The organism is Tolypothrix bouteillei VB521301 (assembly GCF_000760695.4).
Classification (GTDB): domain Bacteria; phylum Cyanobacteriota; class Cyanobacteriia; order Cyanobacteriales; family Nostocaceae; genus Scytonema; species Scytonema bouteillei_A.
This window is the reverse complement of the sequence record NZ_JHEG04000001.1, coordinates 1-20,914: the sequence shown is the minus strand read 5'-3', so window position 1 is coordinate 20,914 and position 20,914 is coordinate 1. Positions and strand designations below refer to the sequence as shown.

Here is a 20,914-nt window from a genome sequence, read left to right as displayed (position 1 = left end):
TCCGCCCTTGCAACGCTTGGTTAGGCGATCGTCGTATACCCATTACATATGCCATAAGCCTTTATACTTAATGCCAGACAAATGTATTACCACTTGGACGATCCCATACCAAGATATCCTGCCCAATCTATATTTTTCAGAAAATCCGGAAGATTAACTACACTTGATGTATAAAAATGTAAGTCTAGACAATGAGAAGGGGTAGGAGATATGGAACAAATCAAAGAAAGACTCGAGCAGAATCTTGAAAATATCCTAAAAGATAGTAAGGAAATTTTAGAAAAGTACTCTTTATCCAACCTTAAAGTAATTGGATTCCAAGTTGGGGAAAAGACAGACAAAGTTAAACCCAGCCAAGCACCTATTCTCAAAGATTTTAATGAAGTTCTTGAAAAGAGAAATCTTCAAGATGCATATATCATTGAATTTACAATAGCTGAAGACTCTGGTAAAGAAGGGTTTTGTCAAATTAAAATCGACGGCTATTGGATTACTGTGCGGTGTGGTAGATAGTAAATTTGGTTCTTCAGTACTTGTTATGCTAAATTAACAGATACTGAAGAACCGTAAATTTCCGTTTTTTTTATATAGCAATTAGAAATGATTTTTGAATCTCTAAATAAGAGATAGTTTTCTTGAAATCTTTATGATTGCTATTTTACAGCACTTTGCAAGTAAATGAATTACACATTTAATAGGATAAATCTTGTGGGTGGGTATCCTGCGCTTCTGTACCTCATTTAGTTGAAATATGCTATGATTGATAAAATTATAACTTTTACCTAAATTGTATGAATAGCACTAATTGAAGCATTAATAAGTCATACATAATTGTAAAATAAAGAAAATTAAATTTACATATTTATTTTATAAATATTACTTTTTATAAGTAATCCTTAATCCAATAAAAATATTCTGGTAGATATGGATTTGAGCAGTGCTGATATCAAAAGCTTGTCCTTCAAAAATAAAAATCTTACAGGTGCTAATTTTCATAATTCAAAAGCAGGCTTAAATCCAGCTTTTGCAGGTTTAGTGCTGAGTGTTTCATTTTTCTGTTCAACTTTAGCAGCCACTGTATTTCAACGAGGCACTGCAAGTGTCATTTCAGATTTTAGTTCTAGACCAATTCATAATGCTACTATTTTAGTCTTATTAAGCCTTTTTTTTATTGCAACAATTTTTAGAGGAATAGTAACTTCTACTATTACATCTATTTCTATAACGATTCTTGTAATTTTGTTTTCGCTAGGAACTGGGGTTGTTAAATCTGGTACTGTAACTGCTGAGTTACTAGCTGGATCTATAGCAGGAGTCATTACAATCATCGTAGTTAGTTTGGGTATTGTCACTATTTCAATTGCTGCAACTGTAGCAGTTACTGCAACTAAAATGTGGGCAATTTATGGAGTAGTGATTTTTGCTATGGTTGGTGTTGGAGTATCCGCTTCGATTCATACAAGCAACACAGAAGCAGCTTTTGCATCAATTATATCCGCGATCGCAATTTTTATAAGTGCTTATATTGCTATAAAGGCATTAGCTGGCGATCGAGCGTCAAACTTCATTCGCCAAATTTCTATTGTTCTTGCTGCCTTTGGAGGCACATCGTTTCGTTTTGCAAATCTTACGGAAGTCGATTTTACTGAGGCGATTCTCAAAAATACTGACTTTAGAGATGCGGATCTGACGCGAGTTTGCTGGAAAGATGCAAAATGGATCGAGCTAGCTCGTTTAGAAAATACTTACCTAGCCAACCCTAAAATTCGCCGATTAGTTGTTACGCTTAAGGGACAAGCCAAAAACTTGGATGGTTTGAATATGGAAGGTGTGAGTCTAAAAACAGCAAACTTACAAGATGCCAGTTTTGTTAGAGCAAACCTCAACCACGCTAACTTGCAGAACGTAAATTTATCTGGAGCAAAGTTGAAGCAAGCACAACTCAATGGTGCAGATTTAACTGGAGCTATCCTCACTGGAGCATACATTGAAGACTGGGGTATTACAGGTACAACTAAATTAGATGATGTGCAGTGCGACTACGTCTTTATGAGACTTCCCACCCCTGACGACCCTAACCCCCGACGCAAGCCTGACAACTGGGACGAAAGATTTAAAGACGGTGACTTTGCTGACTTCATCAAACCCATTGTTGATACCCTCGACCTTTACCATAACTCCAACGTTGACCCACGTGCGATCGCTATCTCATTCAAGCAACTCGCCGAGAACCATCCAGAAGCAGAACTCCGGATTGTAGGGATGGAAGTCAAAGGTGAAGATAAATTTTTACTCAGAGCAAAAACTTCCCCTACAGCTGATAAGTCCGAACTCAGTGCAGAATATTTCACTATTTATAACGAACTAAAAGCACTAGCACAGCAAGAAATTAAAGCACTAATAGCAGAAAAAGATAACAGAATTGCCAGTTTGGAAACTATGGTAGTGACGGCATTACAAAGTCCCAGTTTTTATGCCAATACTTATAACAATCAAGGAGATACCATGCCAAGAAGAGTAGATAATTTCAACTTACAAGGCGCTCAAATTGCGGGTGGTATCATCAATACTGACACCATCACTGCCCATCAAGTAGGCGGTAACATAACAAATTACAACTCAGTTGCTCAAACCGAAGCTAGCAACTCCCCTGCCAAAATAATTCTCATCCTGGCAGCCAATCCAAAAACCACAATGTCATTACGATTGGACGAAGAGGTCAGAGAAATTGATGCCGGATTGCAACGAGCCAAAAAACGAAACTACTTTGACCTCAAGCAGCGTTGGGCTGTACGAGTTCAAGACGTGTATCAAGCATTACTGGAGTTCAAGCCACAAATCGTCCACTTTAGCGGTCACGGTACGGATGATGGTTTGGTGCTGGAAGATGAAACTGGGAATGTACAGCTGGTAGATACCGTTGCGTTAGCTGGATTGTTCGAGTTGTTTGCAAACCACATTGAATGTGTCATCCTCAACGCTTGTTATTCCCAAGTACAGGCGGAAGCGATCGCCCGTCACATTCCCTACGTAATTGGGATGAAGAAAGAAGTAGGAGATCTTGCAGCCATTAAGTTTGCAACAGGCTTTTACAGTACGTTGGGTAATGGAGAATCCGTTGAGTTTGCTTACAAGCTTGGGTGCAGCGTGATTCAGTTAGATGGCATTGCAGAGCATTTGACTCCCGTGTTGAAAAAGAAATAGTCTACAGCCATCTACTATGTGGTGACATTTATAATACAGATAACCCAGAACGCCCAAGTTAACCCATGCCAGAGTCCGAAGACCCCAAAAAAGTCTCGAATAATGACTTACGCAACGCCCAATTTGGTGGCGGGTTTATTAATGCTGACACGGTTAATGCCGAGCGTATAGGCGGTGATGTCTGGAATGTTTTTTTAGGGAAGCAACTAGCATCAGTCGGGAACCCAGCAGAAGATTTGCAATCGCTGCAAATCATACCTAACCTTGATGAAATGCGTCCCAGCTTGGACTGTTGGCAAGGGCGCATAGAAGAAGTTGAGCAGATCCGCCGATGGATGGCAGATAATAGTGTTAGACTGATTGGCATCACGGGTTTAGGTGGTTCAGGCAAATCAACGTTAGCATCGAAAATTTATGAAGATGAGAGCATTGAATTTGATAAGAAATTCTGGGTAGATATCAACCGTGAAGTAACTTTTACTGAGTTGGCGCGACGAGTTTTGCTGCGATTAGGAATAGCATACACATCTGTTAAGGCAATTCCAGAAGTGTGTTTGGTGGATACTTTGGTGAACCATTTGCGGGATGGACGGTATTTACTTGTTATTGATAACCTGGAAAGTCTGCTGCAAAAGGATGGACAATCTCTAGATATGTTTTACGAGCAGTTTTTCCAAGGTTGGTTAGGATGCGGGAGTAAAAGCAAAATTCTGCTAACTTCACGAGAACGCCCAAATTTACCAGAAATAAAGTCGCAATGGCTACCCCTTTCAGGATTACAACCAAAAGAGGGTGCAACCCTATTAAGGGTTTTAGGAATTTTGGGTACTGAGGCAGAATTACAGGATTTTGCCAAAAGGGCAGAAGGGCATCCATTATTGCTAACATTAGTGACCAGTTTTTTGCGCGATAAGGAAGAGTTACATCCACACATTACTCACTTGCACAAGTATGGTTTAGCTAACGTAAGTCAGTTTTTGATAGATGAGCAGTTGGAAGGTTTACACCGTCACAAAGTTGATATTTGGATGCGTCAGATATTAGATGCCACCTTTAACCGCCTCAGTGGTAAATTACGAGAGTTGCTGCTAAATTTGAGTGTGTATCGCCTACCCTTCAATATTACTGCTGCTATTGCTCAACTACCAGATGAGAAAGTATCGGAGCAGGATTTACAAATATTAGCTAGGCGATCGCTATTACAAGAGGAAAGCGACGGAAATGGCGAACGAATTTTTCAGTGTCACCCATTCATTTTGACTTATGTTAAACAAAAGGCAGGTGATTTAACTGAAGCACATGAAAGAGCCATTAAGTACTATCAATCTAGTAGTGAAATCCTCTTGCAGGAAATCATTTATCACTACTGTAAACTCAAGCAGTATGAATTAGCCAACGATATCATAGATATTTGCTACAAACCATTAGCACTAAGTGGTTTTAGTTCGGTTTTAGTTGAGCTATACCAACAAATTGTACCGGAATGGCAGCCAGATACACAAGAAGATAAATCTAAAAAGGCATGGGCCTTGGCTAATTTGGGTCATGCTTATTGTTGTTTAGGTCAACATAAGTTGGCGATAAATAATCATCAGCAATCGCTGGAAATGTTTCAAGAGCTTGCAAATCCTTATGGTGAAGCGTGTAATTTAACACAGCTAGCTCATACTTACAATATTTTAGGACAAATCCAACAAGCAATTGAGTTTTACAAATATTCACTGCAAACTTTTCGACAATCTCAAGAAATTTATTCTCGTCATGATGAAGCTGTGGCTCTAGATGGTTTGGGCAAATCTTATTTTTCCTTATCGCAGTATCAACAGGCGATTGATTGCTATCAGCAGTCGCTAGATATTAGAAGAGAAATAGGTGATTGTGCTGGGGAAGCTTCTTCTCTGCTTGGTTTTGGCAATGTTTACGCTTCTTTGAAAGAATACAAACACGCCATTAATTACTATCAGCAGTCACTGAATATTAAACGAGAAATAGGGGATCTTGTTGGACAGGCTAATTCTCTCGGCAGTTTGGGCAATGCTTATTATTTCTTGGGGTTACCTAGAAAAGCGATTCGTTACTTTCGGCAATCTTTAGCTATTTTTCGAGAGATAGGGGATCGTACTGGAGAAGCTAATTCTCTTAACGATTTGGGTAATCCTTATGCTTTTTTTGGACAGTATCAAACAGCAATTCGTTACTATCGGCGATCTCTGATAATTAGAAAACAGATAGGAGATCGTGTTGGGGAAGCTTCTTCTCTCCAGAATTTGGGTAATGTTTACCATTCCTTGGGGAAGTACCAAAAAGCAATTTATTACTGTCGGCGGTCGTTAGCAATTGTAAGAGAAATTGGGAATCGCTCTCTTGAAGCTTCTTCGCTTAGTTATTTGGGTAATGCTTACAATTGTTTGAAGCAACACCAACAAGCAATTAATTACTATCAGCAGTCACTGGCTATCAGAAAAGAGATTGGCGATCGCCGTGCTGAAGCCTCTTCCTTACAAGCTCTAGCTCAGATCTATCATCAGACTGGTAAAGTTACAGAAGGATTTGCTGCTGGCTCCCAAGCACACCAGATTCTGATAGAACTAGAAGTTCCTTTAGATGATTGGATGTTACCACAATGGATGAAATTATCTATCAAGTTTTCTCAACGCAGTCAATGGCACTTAGCTTTATATTTCCTTTTAGGGTTGGTCGCCTTCCCTTTTGCTGTCATTTGGTTTGTCGCATTAATATCATGGCGAGTGGTAAGCGCTCGATTCAGAAGGCAGCATTGATGCAATAGATAACTTGTAGATGTTACGATTTTAAGCGTTCCCATTTTAAACTACGTGTAGTAGTAAATGTTACTTGAATACGTAGTAGAGTGCAGTCGCTCAAAAATCCAAGGTGAGAAAAACTATAAGTCCTAGACATTTTAGTCATAACAACAATTGCATGGGATACACACTATTTTTTATATAAAGTGGATGGCGCGGATGCCCAGCTTTTGTTTGACCCAAGCAGTAGAGAGATTGGCAAGCAGAAATTAAAGAAAGGACTACCCGGTCTCGATTGAGAAAACTACCATGTATGCCCCAGGCAACAATAACTAATGCAGCACGCTCCGTTGCCGCTTGAAGGTAAGAGTTATTTTTTGAACCCACAGGGTCAGTTACCTGAAATAAATCGCGGGGTTTTGTCGCACGGTAAGCAAAGAGATTGACTACTTCAACAGAACCATAACCCCAGAACCGAGCAAAATGAATACACCTACAGAGCGTGCGATCGTCTTGAGAAGCATCTGCAGTGCTTGGATTAAGCATCACAAAAGTCGTTTGTCCTGCATTGTCATCCCATTCACGCCTCAGTAGATAGCGGTAATTTCCTTCAATTGTGGCGGATTTTTTCATGCGACTACTTAAGGGTTTTGTACGAGTTGCAATAAGTTGGAGGCATAATGGCTTGCCGTATCGCTTTCAACCCAAGCAACACAAAGTACCGCATTTACCCCACTTCCATTTCCCGTAACAGTGCTTCACTCATCTTTTGCACTTCTTCCGAACTGGTTTCCATCACCTCAAATGATTTTTCTACCGCTGCTCGGACCGTAGGAGGCAGCGACTCAAACTTTTCCTGATTAATAATAGAAATTCGACACCCAGTGTAGGGCATGAAATCTTCAAAAAGCACCATCCCAGATTTTAAAAGAAGTTTGGATAGCAAAGAGATGGGTTTGTGAGATTTGTCATTGTCTGAAACATCATTAATTTCAGATGCCAAGTAACCACACAGCCAACTGACCGAATCGATATCTTGTTCTAGCGCTGCAACCGTAGCGTAGAGTACTTGTTTGTTAAGCTGCACGGTTGACATACTCACCGGGCTGAAGCCACGGTGATTCTAGTTCATGGTTCACAGAAGTCCACTTGCTATATCGAGTTTCCCTTCAATAGTAGAGGCGGTCTTCTCCCCATGCTTTCCCTCGCAAGAGGCGGATTCTTCTTGCCCAGAAGTACCGTTTAGTTGCCACTCAGTACCGAGTATCTTCATTCCTTTTTGCAAAATGTTCAGAGCCGCATTGGTATCTCGGCATAGTTCAATTTTGCACTTAGGACAGGAATGCGTTCTGGTACTGAGAGATTTTTTCACTCTATGACCGCAATTAGAACAATCTTGTGATGTGTAGTTAGGTGACACCGCCACAACTGCTTTGTCCCAAATCTTGCCATAATAGTCTAGCCATTGAGTGAATTGATACCAACCAGCATCAGAAATGGACTTAGCCAATTGATGATTTTTTACCATATTGGCAATCTTTAAATCTTCATAGACAACCACATCGTTAGAGTGGACTACGCACCGAGCTTGCTTAATTGCCCAGTCTTGACGCTGCCTCTGAATTTTTAGATGGATTTTACCCAGTCTTTTCCTTTGTCTGTGATAGTTTTTTGATTGGGGTTTAGCACCCTTGACGAATTTCTTACTCAGACGGCGTTGGGCTTTCTTTAATCGCTTTTCTGACGAACGCAAGAATTGTGGATATATCACGGCATTATCGTGTTGATCTTTGGTGAAAAACTTTAACCCCAAATCTAACCCAACAACGTTACCCGTATATTTTCCTGTTTCCTTGCGGTCAGCATCAAAGCAAAACTGAGCATAATAACCGTCTGCTTTTCTAATTACTCGCACCCGATTAATCTTTAATCTGTGCAAGTCTTCTTGAGTTTCATTGTTGCAAAATATAGAAAAAGTTCCAGCCTCAAAGCCGTCAGTGAAGGTGATTGATTTACAATCACTTGATAACTTCCATCCCGAAACTTTGTACTCTACCGAGCGGCAATGTTTTTTGAATTTTGGATAGCCTTTCTTCCCCGAACCTTTTTTGCATCGTGAATAAAACGTAGAGATAGCAGCCCAAGCCCGTTCAGCACTAGCTTGTCTAGCAGCAGAGTTTAACTTCTTTGCGAAAGGAAACTCTGCTGCCAAATCTTTGCATAAGTTGTACAAAATAGCTTTACTAACTCCTTTATTGTCCATCCAAAACCGTACAGCTTTATTTCTAATAAACTGCGTTGTTCTGATAGCCTCATCAAGGGCTAAGTATTGCTCTTTGGTTCCGTTTTTTAGCTTGGCTTCTCTTACTATCATGTCCTGATTATAACATATTTTATCTGCTATATTGCTAGATAAAATAATGTAAAGCCGTCCTTGAAGGACGGGGCTTTAAACCCAGTTTTTTGGTAAATTGTCAAAAATTTGGTCGAGCCCTTCTGGCTCTCGCTTTTGACAGTAACGCACAGCGCGATCGACTAATTTATCGGTTTTGGTTGGTTGGCGTTGCCCAAATCCTTTACCTGACATAGTTTTTGTTGCTATTCAATAGGGGAATTGTAGCAAACTTGACACCTCCCTTACTTCAAACAAATAGCTGCTATTGCTGTTGTTGTAACAGTAGATTTGTTTGCTGCTGTTGTAGCAGTAGGTCTGCTTGCTGTTGTTGTCGCCGTTGTTCCTCTTGCTGCTGTTGTAGCAGTAAGTCCGCTTGCTGCTGCTGTAGTAGCTGTTGCTGTTGTTGAGACGTAAAAATTGTGGACCACAAAAAGAACTGAGACAGAAAAATGGAAAACCATAACAAAAAAGACCCATCTTCCATTGCATTCACCCTAAAAGTTCCAATAACAAGCACTTATCACACCGAACTACGAAAGAATCTACGCTTGCTGAATTCAATATCATCATATCGAAAATGCACTGACCGGAGCGATAGATCTGTACTCCCGAGCAGCAGTTGGCTTATCGCCCATATAATAGAACTCGCTGCTCCCGAAGAAATATTAACAGTGCTGTAAAATAGTGAAAGAAATTATATAAGTGAAAAAAATGGATTCAGATCTTAAAAAAATAGTCTATTCATGGATATATAAAGAAAGGTGGGGTTTCAACACTGTTCCACCGACTGAAGAAATCGCAGCTTATAGCAAAGCACTTGCTATTTGTGCTAAAGGCAATGGAACACTGTCCCAAGCTGAAAGAGAGTGGATTATTGGTTACGTGGCGACAACTGGAGGAGACGCAAATTTAATCGAACTTTTGAAAACCTACGAAGGTAACGATAATCTTGAAGAGCTTGCTTCCACTGTAGAAGCCGGAAAAAGATGCTTAGTTTACGATGCGATCGCAGCTTGTTGTGCTGATAAAGATTTTGACGATTCTGAAAGGTCAAAGGTCAAGTTGATAGCAGAAACTCTAGGAATTTCTCAAGAGATTGTTGAGCAAATAGAAGATTTATACCATGAGGAGAGAAAGCTTTTTGAAAAGCGAATGAATCTCCTGTTTCCTGATAAAAAACCTTATTAATGAAGAAATTTAATCTACTTCTCGATTCCTAAAAGTTGCAATTCTTGGAGCGACATTCTCTGTTTCACTTCTGGCGCTAGATATTGTTGACGGTGTTTTGCACGTGGAAGGTCTGCGCGTATATAGTGTGCTAACAGGGCACAACGGTTAGCATAACTTCGATTAGCACCTCCACAATGCCAACAATTTCCATTGACAATGCAGACATCTCCTGCATTACCAGTTACGATGACTTCTTCTGGGTGGGGTGCTGATGGATCGTGCAAAAGCTGCTTTGGAAGTTTACCCGAACGATGAGTCCCACTTACGACTCGTGTTGCACCATTATCAGCGGTAAATTCATTGAGCATCCAGATAGCAGTACAAGTTAAATAACCGCGTCGATCGGGAACTCCACCATTTTGTTCGGGGTCATTGTCACAGTGAAAGTTTTGCCGGTGGTTTGTTGAGTGAGGTAAAACATCACGTGCATTTAACATAGCCAAGTTTACATTAGAACCCAGCACAAGCTTGACAGCTTCTAAAACTAGGGAATGGCTAAAAATAGGACGAAAAATATCGCCTTTGTTAACAAGGTTTGCCAAGCGGCGCACGTTGTTTTCAGCATTATTGATATTTTCACTTCCTGCCTTTTCACCTTCTTGCTTCCATAAGGCATTAAGATGTAAATTAAGCTCCTCTACCTCAGTTCTAGAAAGCAAATTCCTTAATACTAAATACCCTTCTTCATTCAGTTGCTTTCGTTGAACGCCAGTTAATTCTATGGACATACGTTATACCAGGACACGAAGTTCTCTTGATTCAAGAGCAATATATCACCAATGATTTGGTATGTAGCACTATAACTATTGCCGCCGCCCGTACCTCCAACTCTACCTTCAGTAAACCAAGCACTCAAAGTCTTACAATTAAAGACCCGAAAATTCTTTGTTTAGAAGAAATTGTGTCAGTCAAAGATGATAGATTTGGCATTAGTTTTGATAACTTGTGGCTTTTCTGTCGCGATACGGCTCGATCTGTTAAGCAAAGCTTATCGGCGGCTTTCAACTCCCTCTTTGTATCCACTCCCGCCCCGCACTCTGGGCAGCTTGAGCTGTCTAATATATTCTGCGTTCCCCGTACACCGCTCCACCAAACTCAATTGACCCACACTGTTACCAATGGAGCGATCGCGTTCCGAGCCCCGCATATAAGTGTAATTTATTATCTTTGCTACTTAGAATTCCGTCACTTCCGGTGATAACAACTTCATAAGATGGTGGTTTGGGGAAGCCCGGAAACCCATACGTTCATAAAAAGCGAGTGTGCGTTCATTGGATGGAGTTGTTTGAAGTGAAAGAGCTACTGATGAAGTACCCCATGTTTTTTCTAGCCATTGAAAGAAAGCAGTACCAATACCATTACCTCGATAACCTTTCTGCACAAAAAGCTCATCTACCTCAACGAAATCGCCCCCATACTCATTACTCCAAAAAAAGACAACGATCGCATAGCCCACAACTGTGTTGTCTCGATCGAAAACTATAATGCGTCCCTTGTCGGGTTTGTGAGTGAATTCTCGGAAAGTTTTCTGAATTTTTTCAGAGTTCATTTTCATCCCTAGCAGGTCTTCTTGATAAAGAGAAAGTACATACTTTTGTACTATGTCAAAATCACTCTCAGTACAGGTTCTAAAGTCAATACTCATTTTTGCCAGACGGAGTTTTAATCTAATTGTAAACCTAGGGCGATCGCATACCAGTTAACGCACAATCCCATACCTCACCGTTCCTTCCTCACCACCAGCACCTAACAACACCATGTGATTTTTCTTCATCACTCGAATTGATGCAGTATGATTTGGAAAAGTGTCTGCTATCACACTACTTGCGGTTGTTCAAACGCCCAACTCAGTAATCCCCCAACCGCCTCCGTCGCATAACCTTTGCCTTGGTAATCGTCCAACACGCAGTACCCCAGTAAAAGATTGCCTTTCGTATCGGGGTAACCATTAAAACCAGCACAACCAATCAATACCCGCTCAGTATCAATTTCATTCAACACCAAATCCCATCCCCACCACCCCACCAATCCCGGATCGGCTGACAATGTTTGAGCAAAAAATTCCATGACACAACCCCTTCCACTTCCATTGGGTCTTTTACGTTGATTCGATGACTGAATTTTTGAAGTGCATTTCGCACCCGGTCGGATAAACCCCGATACTGCCTGGTTTAATGCTACACAATGGAGAAATGCGAGTGATAGTACCCCGATGGGTGCTTGTTACTCTTACAAAAGACAATTCGATCGCAACACCAAACGACCAAGAGGCTCTCGGCAAGCTATTTGTGATTATCACTACATTGCTCTACTGATGAGAGTTATGTCCTACCCAACTCCTACCCCACTTCTACCCAACTCCGACTCAGTTCTCACTTAACTGAGCCAAAATGTAGGAAATTAACAATTAAATTATTATTTTAAATAACGTTACCATCTGACAACATAAGAGTTAACTCCTAGTAGAGTCGGAGTTTTCTCCTACCCAACTCTTAAATATCCCAGCTCTTAATTAAATACAAACTTTTGTCTCAAACCCTTTCCATACTTGGATTTAACGTGTTTTAGCCCCAGAGATGGAACTGTCTCTACGCTACGGTCATATCAAAAAACAAGGTATGTTTAACGGGGTCATTTTTCAGTTTGATGAAAAAGCTGCAACTCAGTTTTCGGATTCCAACTAGAATGCGATAAGCCAATTGCAAGAAGGATACGGGTAGGTCGTATCGCTTACCATGTTGAAGTTCTTGTAATTGCTGATGTTGGGTATCATAGTAAAGGCATCACTCTCATTCGAGGTGATGCCATGAGTTTTGTTACTAGGTGAAGCACTGTGTTACAGTTTTAGTTTGGTTAAGCCTTCTAAATTGACTACTAGTTATGGGATTGGGATAAGCCGTAACAACCTCTACTTCGTAACAACGTGTTGTGCCTGCAGGAGCATCTTCAATACCGGTGAAGCCTACTTTTAGTGTGTACCATTCATTCCCTATAGTATTATCGCGGCGTTCTCCTACAGTAATGAGCTTGAAGTCGAAATCTGCGTAACGATGACCATCTTGAAGAGTAGTCGTGCTTGCATTTTTCTCTAAGAATTGATCCGGTTCGGTAGAATTTGTATTCTTGAAGTATGGATTCTCAGTTTTCTCTTTATCCCATAGGGTGGAACCAGACGGGAATGGTGTATGTTGAACGCTCCACTCATCTATATCAAAAAGGCTATTGTTAACTATGTACTCTTTGACGTTGGTACCAGAAGTTCTTAAGGTAGGCACAAACGCCCGCTGATGTGTCCCATTGCTGTCTTCATAGGTAGACTTAACTTGGATGGATTTTAAGTTGAAGTTGTAGTTTGGATTTGCAGTGAGATTGACCCAAACATCTACACCAGGATTGGAGACTACTGGCGTTTCAGTGATTTCAATATTGAGTGGTTCAGGGTTATTTAAGACTAGATAAGGCAAGTAAAACATGGGGTTGCGGGCATCTTTAGCGAAAGAACTTCCACCTGAAGTCGTTACGTTTGCCTGTTTTGCTCGCTCATAGGGATCTCGAATTTCAAAGTGAATGTGATCGAAATTGTCTTCGCGGCTCGTTCCTGTCCAAGCGATATGTTGACCTTTAACTACGGTCTCCCCAGGCTTAACAAGAGGATCTTGACCAGAAACGGTAACGTAAACATGATCGTAAACGGAGATTAGGCATGGATTTGTGGTTGAGCATTGTGAAGCTCCATTAGCAGGATGCAACAATACAACTTTTTGGTCGCGAGCGCTTATACATTCTTGAGGCTTATTATCTAAATCTGCATTTGTCTGACCCGTTTTGTCACAGGTAACGGATTTAACAAAACCACTTGCTGTAGCAAAAACTGGATTATCGTTATCCTTATTATGTGTGTTTCCGGGGGTAGCTAAATCTAGTCCTCGATGGAAGGAGATAGCACGAGTAGAGTCTCGAAAGTTTCGATAGCCGAAGCCGTAATAAATGGGAAAATCGGTTTTACCTTGTTGCTCAATACGAGCGACATCACACGCTATTGTACCATTCTTATCAATATCATCATCAGTGGTTGGAGTCTTGGCAAACTCTTCTTTAATTCGTCCACAAAGCGGCCAAATAAATCTGGACCAAGTAGGCTGAGCATTGGATGATTGGGCTACCGCTATTTTGGTAGGAATAGTAAAGATTCCTACGATTATTACCATCACAATCAAAATCCATTTGAGTGTACGCATTGTAGTTTCTTGAGTAAACAGTATTCAACTGAAGCTATATGGGGAATTCATAAACAGCTTGCACTAAATCCCAATCGGAAATGCTTAGATTAAAAGTATAATAAGTTACAGCTATCAAAAAATTAACTATGAAGACTTGAGAAGCGCCTGTTTTACAACATACAACCTACCATTCAAACCTTGAATTTGTCCCTAGCCTTTAGTTCAGGTTTTTACCTGATAATATTGTTAGTACATAGGGCTGGCTGAATAAAAGTAAAAGCGATTTGCAGATAAGCGTTCTCAGCTTTTTTTCTCCAAACCAGTGCAAGATATTGAATTCGTCAGCCTTGCTCGAGGTAGATGGCAGCTGTTTATTGATACTGGACATGACTTGGGCGTTGAGTTCAATTTCTCGCGGTTTCGGTAGTTCGAGAATTAAGCGGCGGTAAAGTACCATGCGATCGCCCTACCGCACTAGCGCCCGTATGGCATTTTCTCCCGGTTTTAAATATTTGACGTTAGCGAGGTGAGCGCTACGCATCTATGGCGGACGCTCCTGCCAAAAAATCAAGACAGGTTTTCACAAAAACAGACACGAAGTTTTGGTTCCAATGAGCAAGCCTTTGGGCCAAAAGCAAAGCATTAGGAGTCAGTGCATAAGTCTCAGCTTGTGCTACGAGCAAATTCTCCCATGTAGGAGTAGAAACCATTTTCGCTACCCCTAACCCAGAAAGTGCGATCGCATTCAGGCGATGTTCTAGACTTTGAGGAAAGACCAATTGAGGAATACCTGCAAGCAAACAAGCAATAGCGGTCGTCGAGCTCCCATGATGAATTGCCATTGACTTTCCGGACAAAACTTCTGTTAAAGATTTAAACTCACATTCAGGTTTCAGGGTTTGCAGTACTAGATTTCGGTAAGGATAGTCATCGTATAAATAAGCCCAAGCAGGACCTTCAGGTTTGTGCAAATTTCTTGGGATAGGTGTAACGTGTATGCTCAGATAGCGATCGCGCTCGGTTCGTAAATATCCATAAGGGTCTAATTCGGGAATACCAAAGATAAAATTAGCATCTCCACAAAAAATCTCCCCCAAAAATGCATCCGATTTCACCACTTCACGAATCGTATTGCTAACTTGTTCTGCACGGTTTTGAGTTTGGTGTGGTACGGGTAATCTTAAAGGTGGAAAAACTTCAACTCTTGGTGGTACTGCAAAACTATCTCCTACAACAACTGTAGGTATCACACCCCTAGCTGCTAACACCAACCCAGGGGCATAATCGGCGATCGCCAAACTTGGTTTGATCTGTGAAATCACCGACTGCCATGCCAACAAATGCGATCGTAACAAATGAGGGTTACCAAAGCCAAAGGTTTCTAAAATATCTGCAAATGTGTAAGATTCCGACCTTCCAGAAAAAGGCAGGCTCGGGGCAAAGACAATCTCCCATGGGAAACCGATACCTTTGATTTTGTAAGATTTTAAGGCAAAAACTGGTTCAATTCCTAATGGTTCCAGTATCCGAGCCAACGCCGCTAAGCGATGAATATGCCCCTGTCCGCCTCCCAATTCCCATCCAAATAAAACTTTCATCAATCCTTTTGACTGCACTCGGATGCCACTTTTTTCTTCAAAAGAAGACTGCAGAGCCCTAACAGAGCCAGACTACCAACAGTTGCTGGTTCGGGAACTCTTTGAGTCCGTAAAGAAAGCTGCGGTCTGCCTTCTATAAAGTATACAAAAGGACCCCGAATAGCAGTGCCATTAAAACGCGGTTCAGCAAAACCCGGTCTGGAAATAGAAAAAATGGAAAAATTTGTTTCTACATTATTACCCTCCACTATAGAACCGCCAATTAACAAGTCTGTAGCCGTGCCACCATAGCCGCTAATATCCTCAACAGAGAATTGGCGTCCCAAAAAGTCAAAATTAAAATCCACTAAAGGAAATACAGAAAGATTGAGAGACGCAGGAGGTACTGTGATGGGTGTTGATTCGTCATCAAAGCTATAAAAACCTGAAAGCGGTTGCTCTATCAGCAATGGCGCTCCACCATAAGCAGCACTTTGAGTGACATCATCGATCGTGAAATCAACAGTTCGGACGACAGCATATGCTGGGTTAGCTTTCATTGTAGTGAAGCCCAAGGCTACGCCTGCGGTGGTAATTGCTATTTTTTGGTTCAGCTTCATTTTTCTTCACTGTAAGTTGTGTACACAGACTGGGGTAGCTGCACTGTTTCAGTTAAGATTTCTCTGGAGTTGTCTTGAACTTATGTTTGTCTATCCTTTAAGGATTGTCTACTGCCTGTAGATAGGTAATTGTATGACGGGCTTTGTCGCTCCCACACTTTCAGATCGCACCACAAACACCATGCCATCACGCCCAAGCTCGACGAGCGCCCGGTTCCAATCCATCTCCCGCCCCGACGTTTCCGCAGCTAGCCTCATACACGCGGTTTTTGGGGGGTCCCGCGACCCCAATTTTTGCATTGCGTTAGTGCTGTAAAGCTGTAATGCCTGCCACACCAAGGCTGCTTGCTTTATACCTTTTAGATATCCATATAGTAGAGCTTTTTGCACTCCAAAGCCCCAGAGTGCGATCGCTAAAACGTCAAGATTACCTTTGTATTACGCAAAGATTATGGAATTTGCACCGTACTGCTGTACTGGTTTGTAAAGAATTTTAATGTTTTTAGCAAAAATTTTGGTTTAGTATCCCATAAGAAGCCACTATTTGTTAGGATGCATACGGAAAGTGTTGTCAAGCTTGAACAGATGCCAGAAACAAACGCTCCTAAAATGACAAGGATTGAGTTTGCAATTCCCGAGCCAATACTCAAGCAAGCTTTGGAGATTGCAGAAGCAGACGGATGGAAACCGGCAGAATTCTATCGAATTTTGTGGTTTATGGGGTTAAACGCATACACGGAAACTGCTAACAGTCGGCTGATCAATTCCGAACTGAGAAAAAATCAGACGCAGGAGGAACAAGAGTAAAAATACTTATGCCTAAAGTCAAGCTAGACTCGATTGATGAGTATCGAAAAACGCTTGAGGCTTTTTTGGGCAGACAACTCACATTTGTTCAGTGGCGTAGGTACAAGTCATCAAGTACCACACGAACCATATCCCTGTAACTTACTCCTACTATCTTGATTAAGTAGCGATCGCCCTTCCTTGACTGCAAGAGTCCCTCTTTGATCTCTCGCATCTCTTTATCCAAGCAGAGCTGCATAGAACCTTGTGGATTAGCCGATAGAATTAATATTCTCTTTGTCACTAAATCAGCCTAAAAATGGAACTATTCCATAAATTGTATTTAAGTCAAATCGAATACACAAGCACTCTTCGCGATCGCCTAACCGAACTAGCTCCTACATGGCATTTTCTCTTGGTTTTAAAAATCCAATTTTTGCATCATCTCAAAGCGTAAAACCGCGATCGCACTCCCAACCCATAAATGCAAGTTTTATACCAACCAATTCTAGTTTATGCAGCGTTTTTTGCACTCTTTCAAGGTGGAGTGCAACCGCTGAAACAACGAGATTATGTTTGTAGTATATTCTATTTACACGATTTGCACTTCTTCGGAGTGTGAGACAGTAAAAAATTCAAGTGTGAAACAGTCAAAAAATACGGATAGTAAAAAAGCCGGGTTAATGTATACGATTAATCCCAGCATCTCTTAAGTATTAGCGTTCGAGACTTCAGTTTTCTTGTTCGTTGCCACCTCTCAATCTTTTGTTAACTAAGCGTTTATTACTACCTTCGGCGTGGACGGCAAAGCCTTTCTCCCAAAAGATCCGGAATAACTCAGCAGGCCGCCACCCCTCTGCTTCCGCTAGTGCGATCGCTTCTTCATAGAGTGGCTGGGGAACTGAGAAGTTGATTTTAATCATGTCTGGTGCGTTGCTTTCAGGCATTGTTTCATAGTGCGCTAGGTTATTGTTCATATTTTGCGCCCTATGCGGACTACTTGTGATATCCATGAAGGTTACCTCACTTTGAGGAGAAACTGGTTTCTACTGGTTTTTTGGAGTTAAAAACTCCTCTAGTATTCTACATGGATTACTAGAAGGTGCTATATTAAGAGTGCAACAGTGCAGAGGAGCGTGCAAAAGCAAGGTGCCGTATGCCCGGAACCAGAACTAGGAGTGGTATGGACTCCTATCGCAAAATCTTTGAGGAGTACTTGGAGAAGCAAATCAGCTTTCTCCAGTGGTCTCGATATAAAACAGAATTTCTGGAAACTGGTTTGGCACTGAATGCTAAGAACCTGAAACTTTTCGCCAATTTTAAAAAGCACTGTCCCCGCCATGCCTTAAACAAATTTGTGCTCTCAACCATGACACAGTTTCAGCAAAAGTGCAGATCCAAGACCGAATGGTTGGGTAAGGAGGTATTTGAAACTATACGAAAACTCAATCCTCAAATTGAGGAATGGCAAATGTACAGGGCTTTTTACCGAGTTGGGCTTGGATTTAAGTCCTCACGACGGTATTCAAAAGAGCAAGTCTTTTATGTAATTTTTTACGCACTTCTATACGGAGACAACAAGAGAGATGAGCGAAAGTCAGATGGTCGTTTATAACCACAAAAAAGCGGTTTTATCTATTAAGAAAACTTCCTTAGATAAGACCATAGAAGCTGGTCAGCAACTGGTCAACGAGGTGAATTCCGTTGCTGAAAGACTCATGGATCTTGTAGGAGAGTGTGAAGATTTAGCATCATTAATTAGCGATCTGATTAAGGCTAATTCTCACTATCAGCGTCAAGTTATTGATGCTTTAAGAGAGGAAAAAGGCGAATGAAATTTATCATTCATGCTCTGGTTAAAACCGAGAACTATGAAGGTGTAGTCAAGCCTTACGTTAATCATGACTGCGTTCCAACAGAGGAATTTTGTAAAAATTATGTTCGCTCTCTTTACACCGAATTAGGGAACACGGGCGAACGCATTGACCACAATAAAACAGAAATTCTTGATATTGAACAGTATTGATTAAAGGAGGGATGAATGGCTGAATTACGGAAACGTGGAGACGTAATTACTACGAAGACAACGGAAAAATATCTTGATGAGTTTCCTCGTTTAACTGTTGTCTCCAACGTTGACGGTTATGTCAAAGCTGAGCATTACGGTTGGGGCGGAACTCACGGGCTTCAAGAAAATCTTGAAAAAGGTGGTCGTTTCAAAGTGGAGGCGACCCCCGACCAAAAAACTTTAGACTATTATCAGGATTAATTATGGCAGAATTTAACGGTACGGAATTTAACAATTTTGCTAAACGACTGCAAAGTGCTTTGAAGCGGCGGAATATTTCTGTTAGTCTTTCCCAAATCAAAGAGTCAATTTCCGCTCTGATTGCTTCTTGTGGCAATCGACTGACTGAAGAAGTTCAGCATGTTTGCTTGGATTCTCTAATTCGCAAGTATCAGTCAAGCTCTTTAGTAGAACCAGAATCTGTTATAGAGCCTGTCATTTATGAGTCTGAAGAAGCATCCTCAGATAGCACGACAGATTCTAGAGCTATTGTGCAATCAGAAAGGCAAACACGCGATCTTGTCTCTTCTAAAGCATCCTCCATGGGTATTGTGTTATCGGAAGCTGATATTGTTGCGATCGCAAACCAACTCGACTACCAGGTTGATTCCTCAGTAGAAGACGTTATAGCTGAAGCAGAAGCATTGTTAATTGCTTACGCCGACCACGTAAAGCAACAGAGTAAACAGAAAGTAACAGCAATGATTAATCGTGTTTACTCTCATGTAGGCGATAACAACACTGAAGTTTCACAACATTTATCAGAAGGTTTACAGCAGTTTGCTAGTGACTTAGGAGTGTCGCAGCAAGAATTTAAAAGACAAGCTAAACAAGCTCTCAGCTGCCTTAGAATTTCAAAGAATTCAGCGTAGGAATGCGCTCGTCATTGTGGGTTTTTTGTGGTTGCTGGTTGCTGGAAACTTTATCTATCTCTTAATAGATCGGCAGTCCTTGCAGCAAAGAAACCTCGAACTTCGGGAATATCACAGACAATTTAGACAGGATTGGCATGAAACTAAAAAACCACGTGGCTAAAAAAGCCAAGCGATTGCAAAACGCGATGAATGCGAACTTCGGACTCAGTACCGAATTTCTGATTAAGTGCATACAGAATGACCGCGAATCCCTAAAATTGCTGGGACAAATGGGACGCGAAGGCGCTTTAATCTCCAGACTCGCTCCCAGGGTTCGCGAAGCCGCAATGAATACTATCAAGGGAACGGAGGATTTGAATGTTGCGATCGCCAACATTGTCACTCAGTCTGCATCTTCATCCCTCAATATAGGCAAAGCTTTAACCGACCAAGTTTTAGCACAGCAAAGCTATCAAAACCAGCGCCAAGAAATTGCTATTGATTTTACTAACAGTCGGGACATCGAGCGCTTGCGTCATTCTCTCGCTGTAGATTATTTGAAGTTGCAAGCCTGGATCGATACAAATCTCATGACGGTTGATGGCAATGCTCAAAAGCTCGAACAACTCAACCGTCCCGAATTCAAGCAGTTGGATGCCGATCTCAGATACCAAGAAAAGGTAGCCGAACATTACTTAAAGTACGGTGATGCCGAACGAGCCGATCTCATTCCCCAACGAAACTACTTACCGGGTGGTGAGGGTGGATTTGGAGATTTAATTGGCAGGCTCAAAAGAGTAGTTTTAGGATTTTAGTTGAGGAAACAGAAAATAGGTAAAATCCCCTCAAGTCATACTGCTGGCTCTTCTTGAGGGGACTTGCTTGCATACGTTTAAACCTATGTTACCAGAAGAATTTTCAGAAAACAGTAGCGAGGACGTTATTGCATACGCAGACGACACCCTCTTACCCAAGGATTTAGTTGAAGCACTGCAACTTGAAAAGCAACGCAGAGAAGAAACTCTCTTTCTGAGGAAGAAAATCTTGAACTTTTTCATTGGTTGGACTTTTCACTCTACTGGAATTGCGATCGCTAAGTGGTGTCTTGTCCTTGGTGGAACTTCTGCTATGTGGACAGCCGTAAGTCTGTGCTTCACCATCAGCTTTGTCCCTACTGCTTTTTTAGCGACTGGTATCA

General features: G+C 41.3%; 27 protein-coding genes. 13 read left to right on the top strand and 14 right to left on the bottom strand.

Going from position 1 to position 20,914, the window contains the following annotated elements:
• Positions 1-210 precede the first annotated feature (210 nt).
• From HC643_RS00140 to HC643_RS00125, 3 genes are all read left to right on the top strand, one after another.
• Positions 211-513: a hypothetical protein gene (locus tag HC643_RS00140; RefSeq protein WP_038096066.1), complete on the top strand. Its 303-nt coding sequence runs from the start codon at positions 211-213 to the stop codon at positions 511-513.
• A 411-nt stretch (positions 514-924) separates the two neighbouring features.
• Positions 925-3,204, top strand: a complete 2,280-nt coding sequence (locus tag HC643_RS40680; protein WP_202048568.1) for a pentapeptide repeat-containing protein — start codon at positions 925-927, stop codon at positions 3,202-3,204.
• A 65-nt stretch (positions 3,205-3,269) separates the two neighbouring features.
• Entirely contained in the window at positions 3,270-5,984 is a 2,715-nt protein-coding gene (locus tag HC643_RS00125; protein WP_167844583.1) for a tetratricopeptide repeat protein, read from the top strand.
• A 144-nt stretch (positions 5,985-6,128) separates the two neighbouring features.
• On the opposite strand, the gene HC643_RS00120 is transcribed toward HC643_RS00125, so the two are convergent.
• The 5 genes from HC643_RS00120 to HC643_RS00100 form a co-directional block, all read right to left on the bottom strand.
• Complete coding sequence (locus HC643_RS00120; protein WP_038096065.1) at positions 6,129-6,599, bottom strand: DUF1643 domain-containing protein; 471 nt, start codon at positions 6,597-6,599, stop codon at positions 6,129-6,131.
• Positions 6,600-6,693: 94 nt separating this feature from the next.
• Complete coding sequence (locus HC643_RS00115; protein WP_167844582.1) at positions 6,694-7,062, bottom strand: hypothetical protein; 369 nt, start codon at positions 7,060-7,062, stop codon at positions 6,694-6,696.
• Positions 7,063-7,101: 39 nt separating this feature from the next.
• The gene (locus HC643_RS00110; protein ID WP_050045131.1) at positions 7,102-8,340 is read right to left on the bottom strand and encodes an RNA-guided endonuclease InsQ/TnpB family protein; all 1,239 of its coding nucleotides are present in this window, start codon (positions 8,338-8,340) and stop codon (positions 7,102-7,104) included.
• A gap of 75 nt (positions 8,341-8,415) precedes the next feature.
• The gene (locus HC643_RS00105; protein WP_153021586.1) at positions 8,416-8,553 is read right to left on the bottom strand and encodes a hypothetical protein; all 138 of its coding nucleotides are present in this window, start codon (positions 8,551-8,553) and stop codon (positions 8,416-8,418) included.
• 70 nt (positions 8,554-8,623) lie between these two features.
• The gene (locus HC643_RS00100) at positions 8,624-8,845 is read right to left on the bottom strand and encodes a hypothetical protein (protein WP_153021585.1); all 222 of its coding nucleotides are present in this window, start codon (positions 8,843-8,845) and stop codon (positions 8,624-8,626) included.
• A gap of 227 nt (positions 8,846-9,072) precedes the next feature.
• On the opposite strand from HC643_RS00100, the gene HC643_RS00095 reads away from it, so the two are divergent.
• Positions 9,073-9,549 carry a tellurite resistance TerB family protein gene (locus HC643_RS00095; protein ID WP_038092390.1) on the top strand — a complete coding sequence of 159 codons (477 nt, stop codon included), beginning with the start codon at positions 9,073-9,075 and terminating at the stop codon, positions 9,547-9,549.
• Positions 9,550-9,563: 14 nt separating this feature from the next.
• Here HC643_RS00095 and HC643_RS00090 read toward each other — a convergent pair whose 3' ends face one another.
• The 4 genes from HC643_RS00090 to HC643_RS00075 form a co-directional block, all read right to left on the bottom strand.
• Positions 9,564-10,319, bottom strand: a complete 756-nt coding sequence (locus HC643_RS00090; protein ID WP_050044959.1) for a phytanoyl-CoA dioxygenase family protein — start codon at positions 10,317-10,319, stop codon at positions 9,564-9,566.
• 260 nt (positions 10,320-10,579) lie between these two features.
• Complete coding sequence (locus HC643_RS00085; RefSeq protein ID WP_153021584.1) at positions 10,580-10,738, bottom strand: hypothetical protein; 159 nt, start codon at positions 10,736-10,738, stop codon at positions 10,580-10,582.
• Between the two features lie 27 nt (positions 10,739-10,765).
• Positions 10,766-11,236: a GNAT family N-acetyltransferase gene (locus tag HC643_RS00080; RefSeq protein ID WP_038092387.1), complete on the bottom strand. Its 471-nt coding sequence runs from the start codon at positions 11,234-11,236 to the stop codon at positions 10,766-10,768.
• 170 nt (positions 11,237-11,406) lie between these two features.
• Complete coding sequence (locus HC643_RS00075) at positions 11,407-11,658, bottom strand: GNAT family N-acetyltransferase (RefSeq protein WP_050044958.1); 252 nt, start codon at positions 11,656-11,658, stop codon at positions 11,407-11,409.
• A gap of 61 nt (positions 11,659-11,719) precedes the next feature.
• Here HC643_RS00075 and HC643_RS00070 point away from each other — a divergent pair, with 61 nt between their 5' ends.
• Complete coding sequence (locus HC643_RS00070) at positions 11,720-11,971, top strand: hypothetical protein (RefSeq protein WP_137986009.1); 252 nt, start codon at positions 11,720-11,722, stop codon at positions 11,969-11,971.
• Positions 11,972-12,410: 439 nt separating this feature from the next.
• Here HC643_RS00070 and HC643_RS00065 read toward each other — a convergent pair whose 3' ends face one another.
• From HC643_RS00065 to HC643_RS00050, 4 genes are all read right to left on the bottom strand, one after another.
• Entirely contained in the window at positions 12,411-13,829 is a 1,419-nt protein-coding gene (locus tag HC643_RS00065; protein WP_038092384.1) for a M23 family metallopeptidase, read from the bottom strand.
• A 515-nt stretch (positions 13,830-14,344) separates the two neighbouring features.
• Positions 14,345-15,409: a nucleotide disphospho-sugar-binding domain-containing protein gene (locus HC643_RS00060; protein WP_038092379.1), complete on the bottom strand. Its 1,065-nt coding sequence runs from the start codon at positions 15,407-15,409 to the stop codon at positions 14,345-14,347.
• Positions 15,409-16,008 carry a PEP-CTERM sorting domain-containing protein gene (locus HC643_RS00055; protein WP_050044957.1) on the bottom strand — a complete coding sequence of 200 codons (600 nt, stop codon included), beginning with the start codon at positions 16,006-16,008 and terminating at the stop codon, positions 15,409-15,411. The genes HC643_RS00060 and HC643_RS00055 overlap by 1 nt, the downstream gene beginning before the upstream one ends.
• A 108-nt stretch (positions 16,009-16,116) precedes the next feature.
• The gene (locus HC643_RS00050; RefSeq protein WP_038092369.1) at positions 16,117-16,398 is read right to left on the bottom strand and encodes a hypothetical protein; all 282 of its coding nucleotides are present in this window, start codon (positions 16,396-16,398) and stop codon (positions 16,117-16,119) included.
• A 195-nt stretch (positions 16,399-16,593) separates the two neighbouring features.
• On the opposite strand from HC643_RS00050, the gene HC643_RS00045 reads away from it, so the two are divergent.
• Entirely contained in the window at positions 16,594-16,815 is a 222-nt protein-coding gene (locus tag HC643_RS00045; protein ID WP_202048567.1) for a hypothetical protein, read from the top strand.
• 710 nt (positions 16,816-17,525) lie between these two features.
• Here the strand turns inward: HC643_RS00045 and HC643_RS00040 are convergent.
• Positions 17,526-17,771, bottom strand: a complete 246-nt coding sequence (locus HC643_RS00040; RefSeq protein WP_038092405.1) for a hypothetical protein — start codon at positions 17,769-17,771, stop codon at positions 17,526-17,528.
• A 179-nt stretch (positions 17,772-17,950) separates the two neighbouring features.
• Here HC643_RS00040 and HC643_RS00035 point away from each other — a divergent pair, with 179 nt between their 5' ends.
• The 7 genes from HC643_RS00035 to HC643_RS00005 all read left to right on the top strand — a co-directional run.
• Positions 17,951-18,409, top strand: coding sequence for a hypothetical protein (locus HC643_RS00035; RefSeq protein ID WP_038092366.1), 459 nt, complete (start codon positions 17,951-17,953; stop codon positions 18,407-18,409).
• The gene (locus HC643_RS00030) at positions 18,381-18,629 is read left to right on the top strand and encodes a hypothetical protein (protein ID WP_050045928.1); all 249 of its coding nucleotides are present in this window, start codon (positions 18,381-18,383) and stop codon (positions 18,627-18,629) included. Before HC643_RS00035 ends, HC643_RS00030 begins: the two co-directional genes overlap by 29 nt.
• On the top strand, positions 18,626-18,820 hold the full coding sequence (locus tag HC643_RS00025; RefSeq protein ID WP_038092364.1) for a hypothetical protein: 195 nt from the start codon (positions 18,626-18,628) through the stop codon (positions 18,818-18,820). The genes HC643_RS00030 and HC643_RS00025 overlap by 4 nt, the downstream gene beginning before the upstream one ends.
• Before the next feature lie 15 nt (positions 18,821-18,835).
• Positions 18,836-19,063, top strand: coding sequence for a hypothetical protein (locus HC643_RS00020; protein WP_038092362.1), 228 nt, complete (start codon positions 18,836-18,838; stop codon positions 19,061-19,063).
• A 2-nt stretch (positions 19,064-19,065) separates the two neighbouring features.
• Positions 19,066-19,734, top strand: coding sequence for a hypothetical protein (locus tag HC643_RS00015; protein WP_038092360.1), 669 nt, complete (start codon positions 19,066-19,068; stop codon positions 19,732-19,734).
• A 137-nt stretch (positions 19,735-19,871) separates the two neighbouring features.
• Positions 19,872-20,531: a hypothetical protein gene (locus HC643_RS00010; RefSeq protein WP_038092357.1), complete on the top strand. Its 660-nt coding sequence runs from the start codon at positions 19,872-19,874 to the stop codon at positions 20,529-20,531.
• Between the two features lie 85 nt (positions 20,532-20,616).
• A partial coding sequence (locus HC643_RS00005; protein WP_167844581.1) for a hypothetical protein occupies positions 20,617-20,914 on the top strand: 298 nt, incomplete at its 3' end.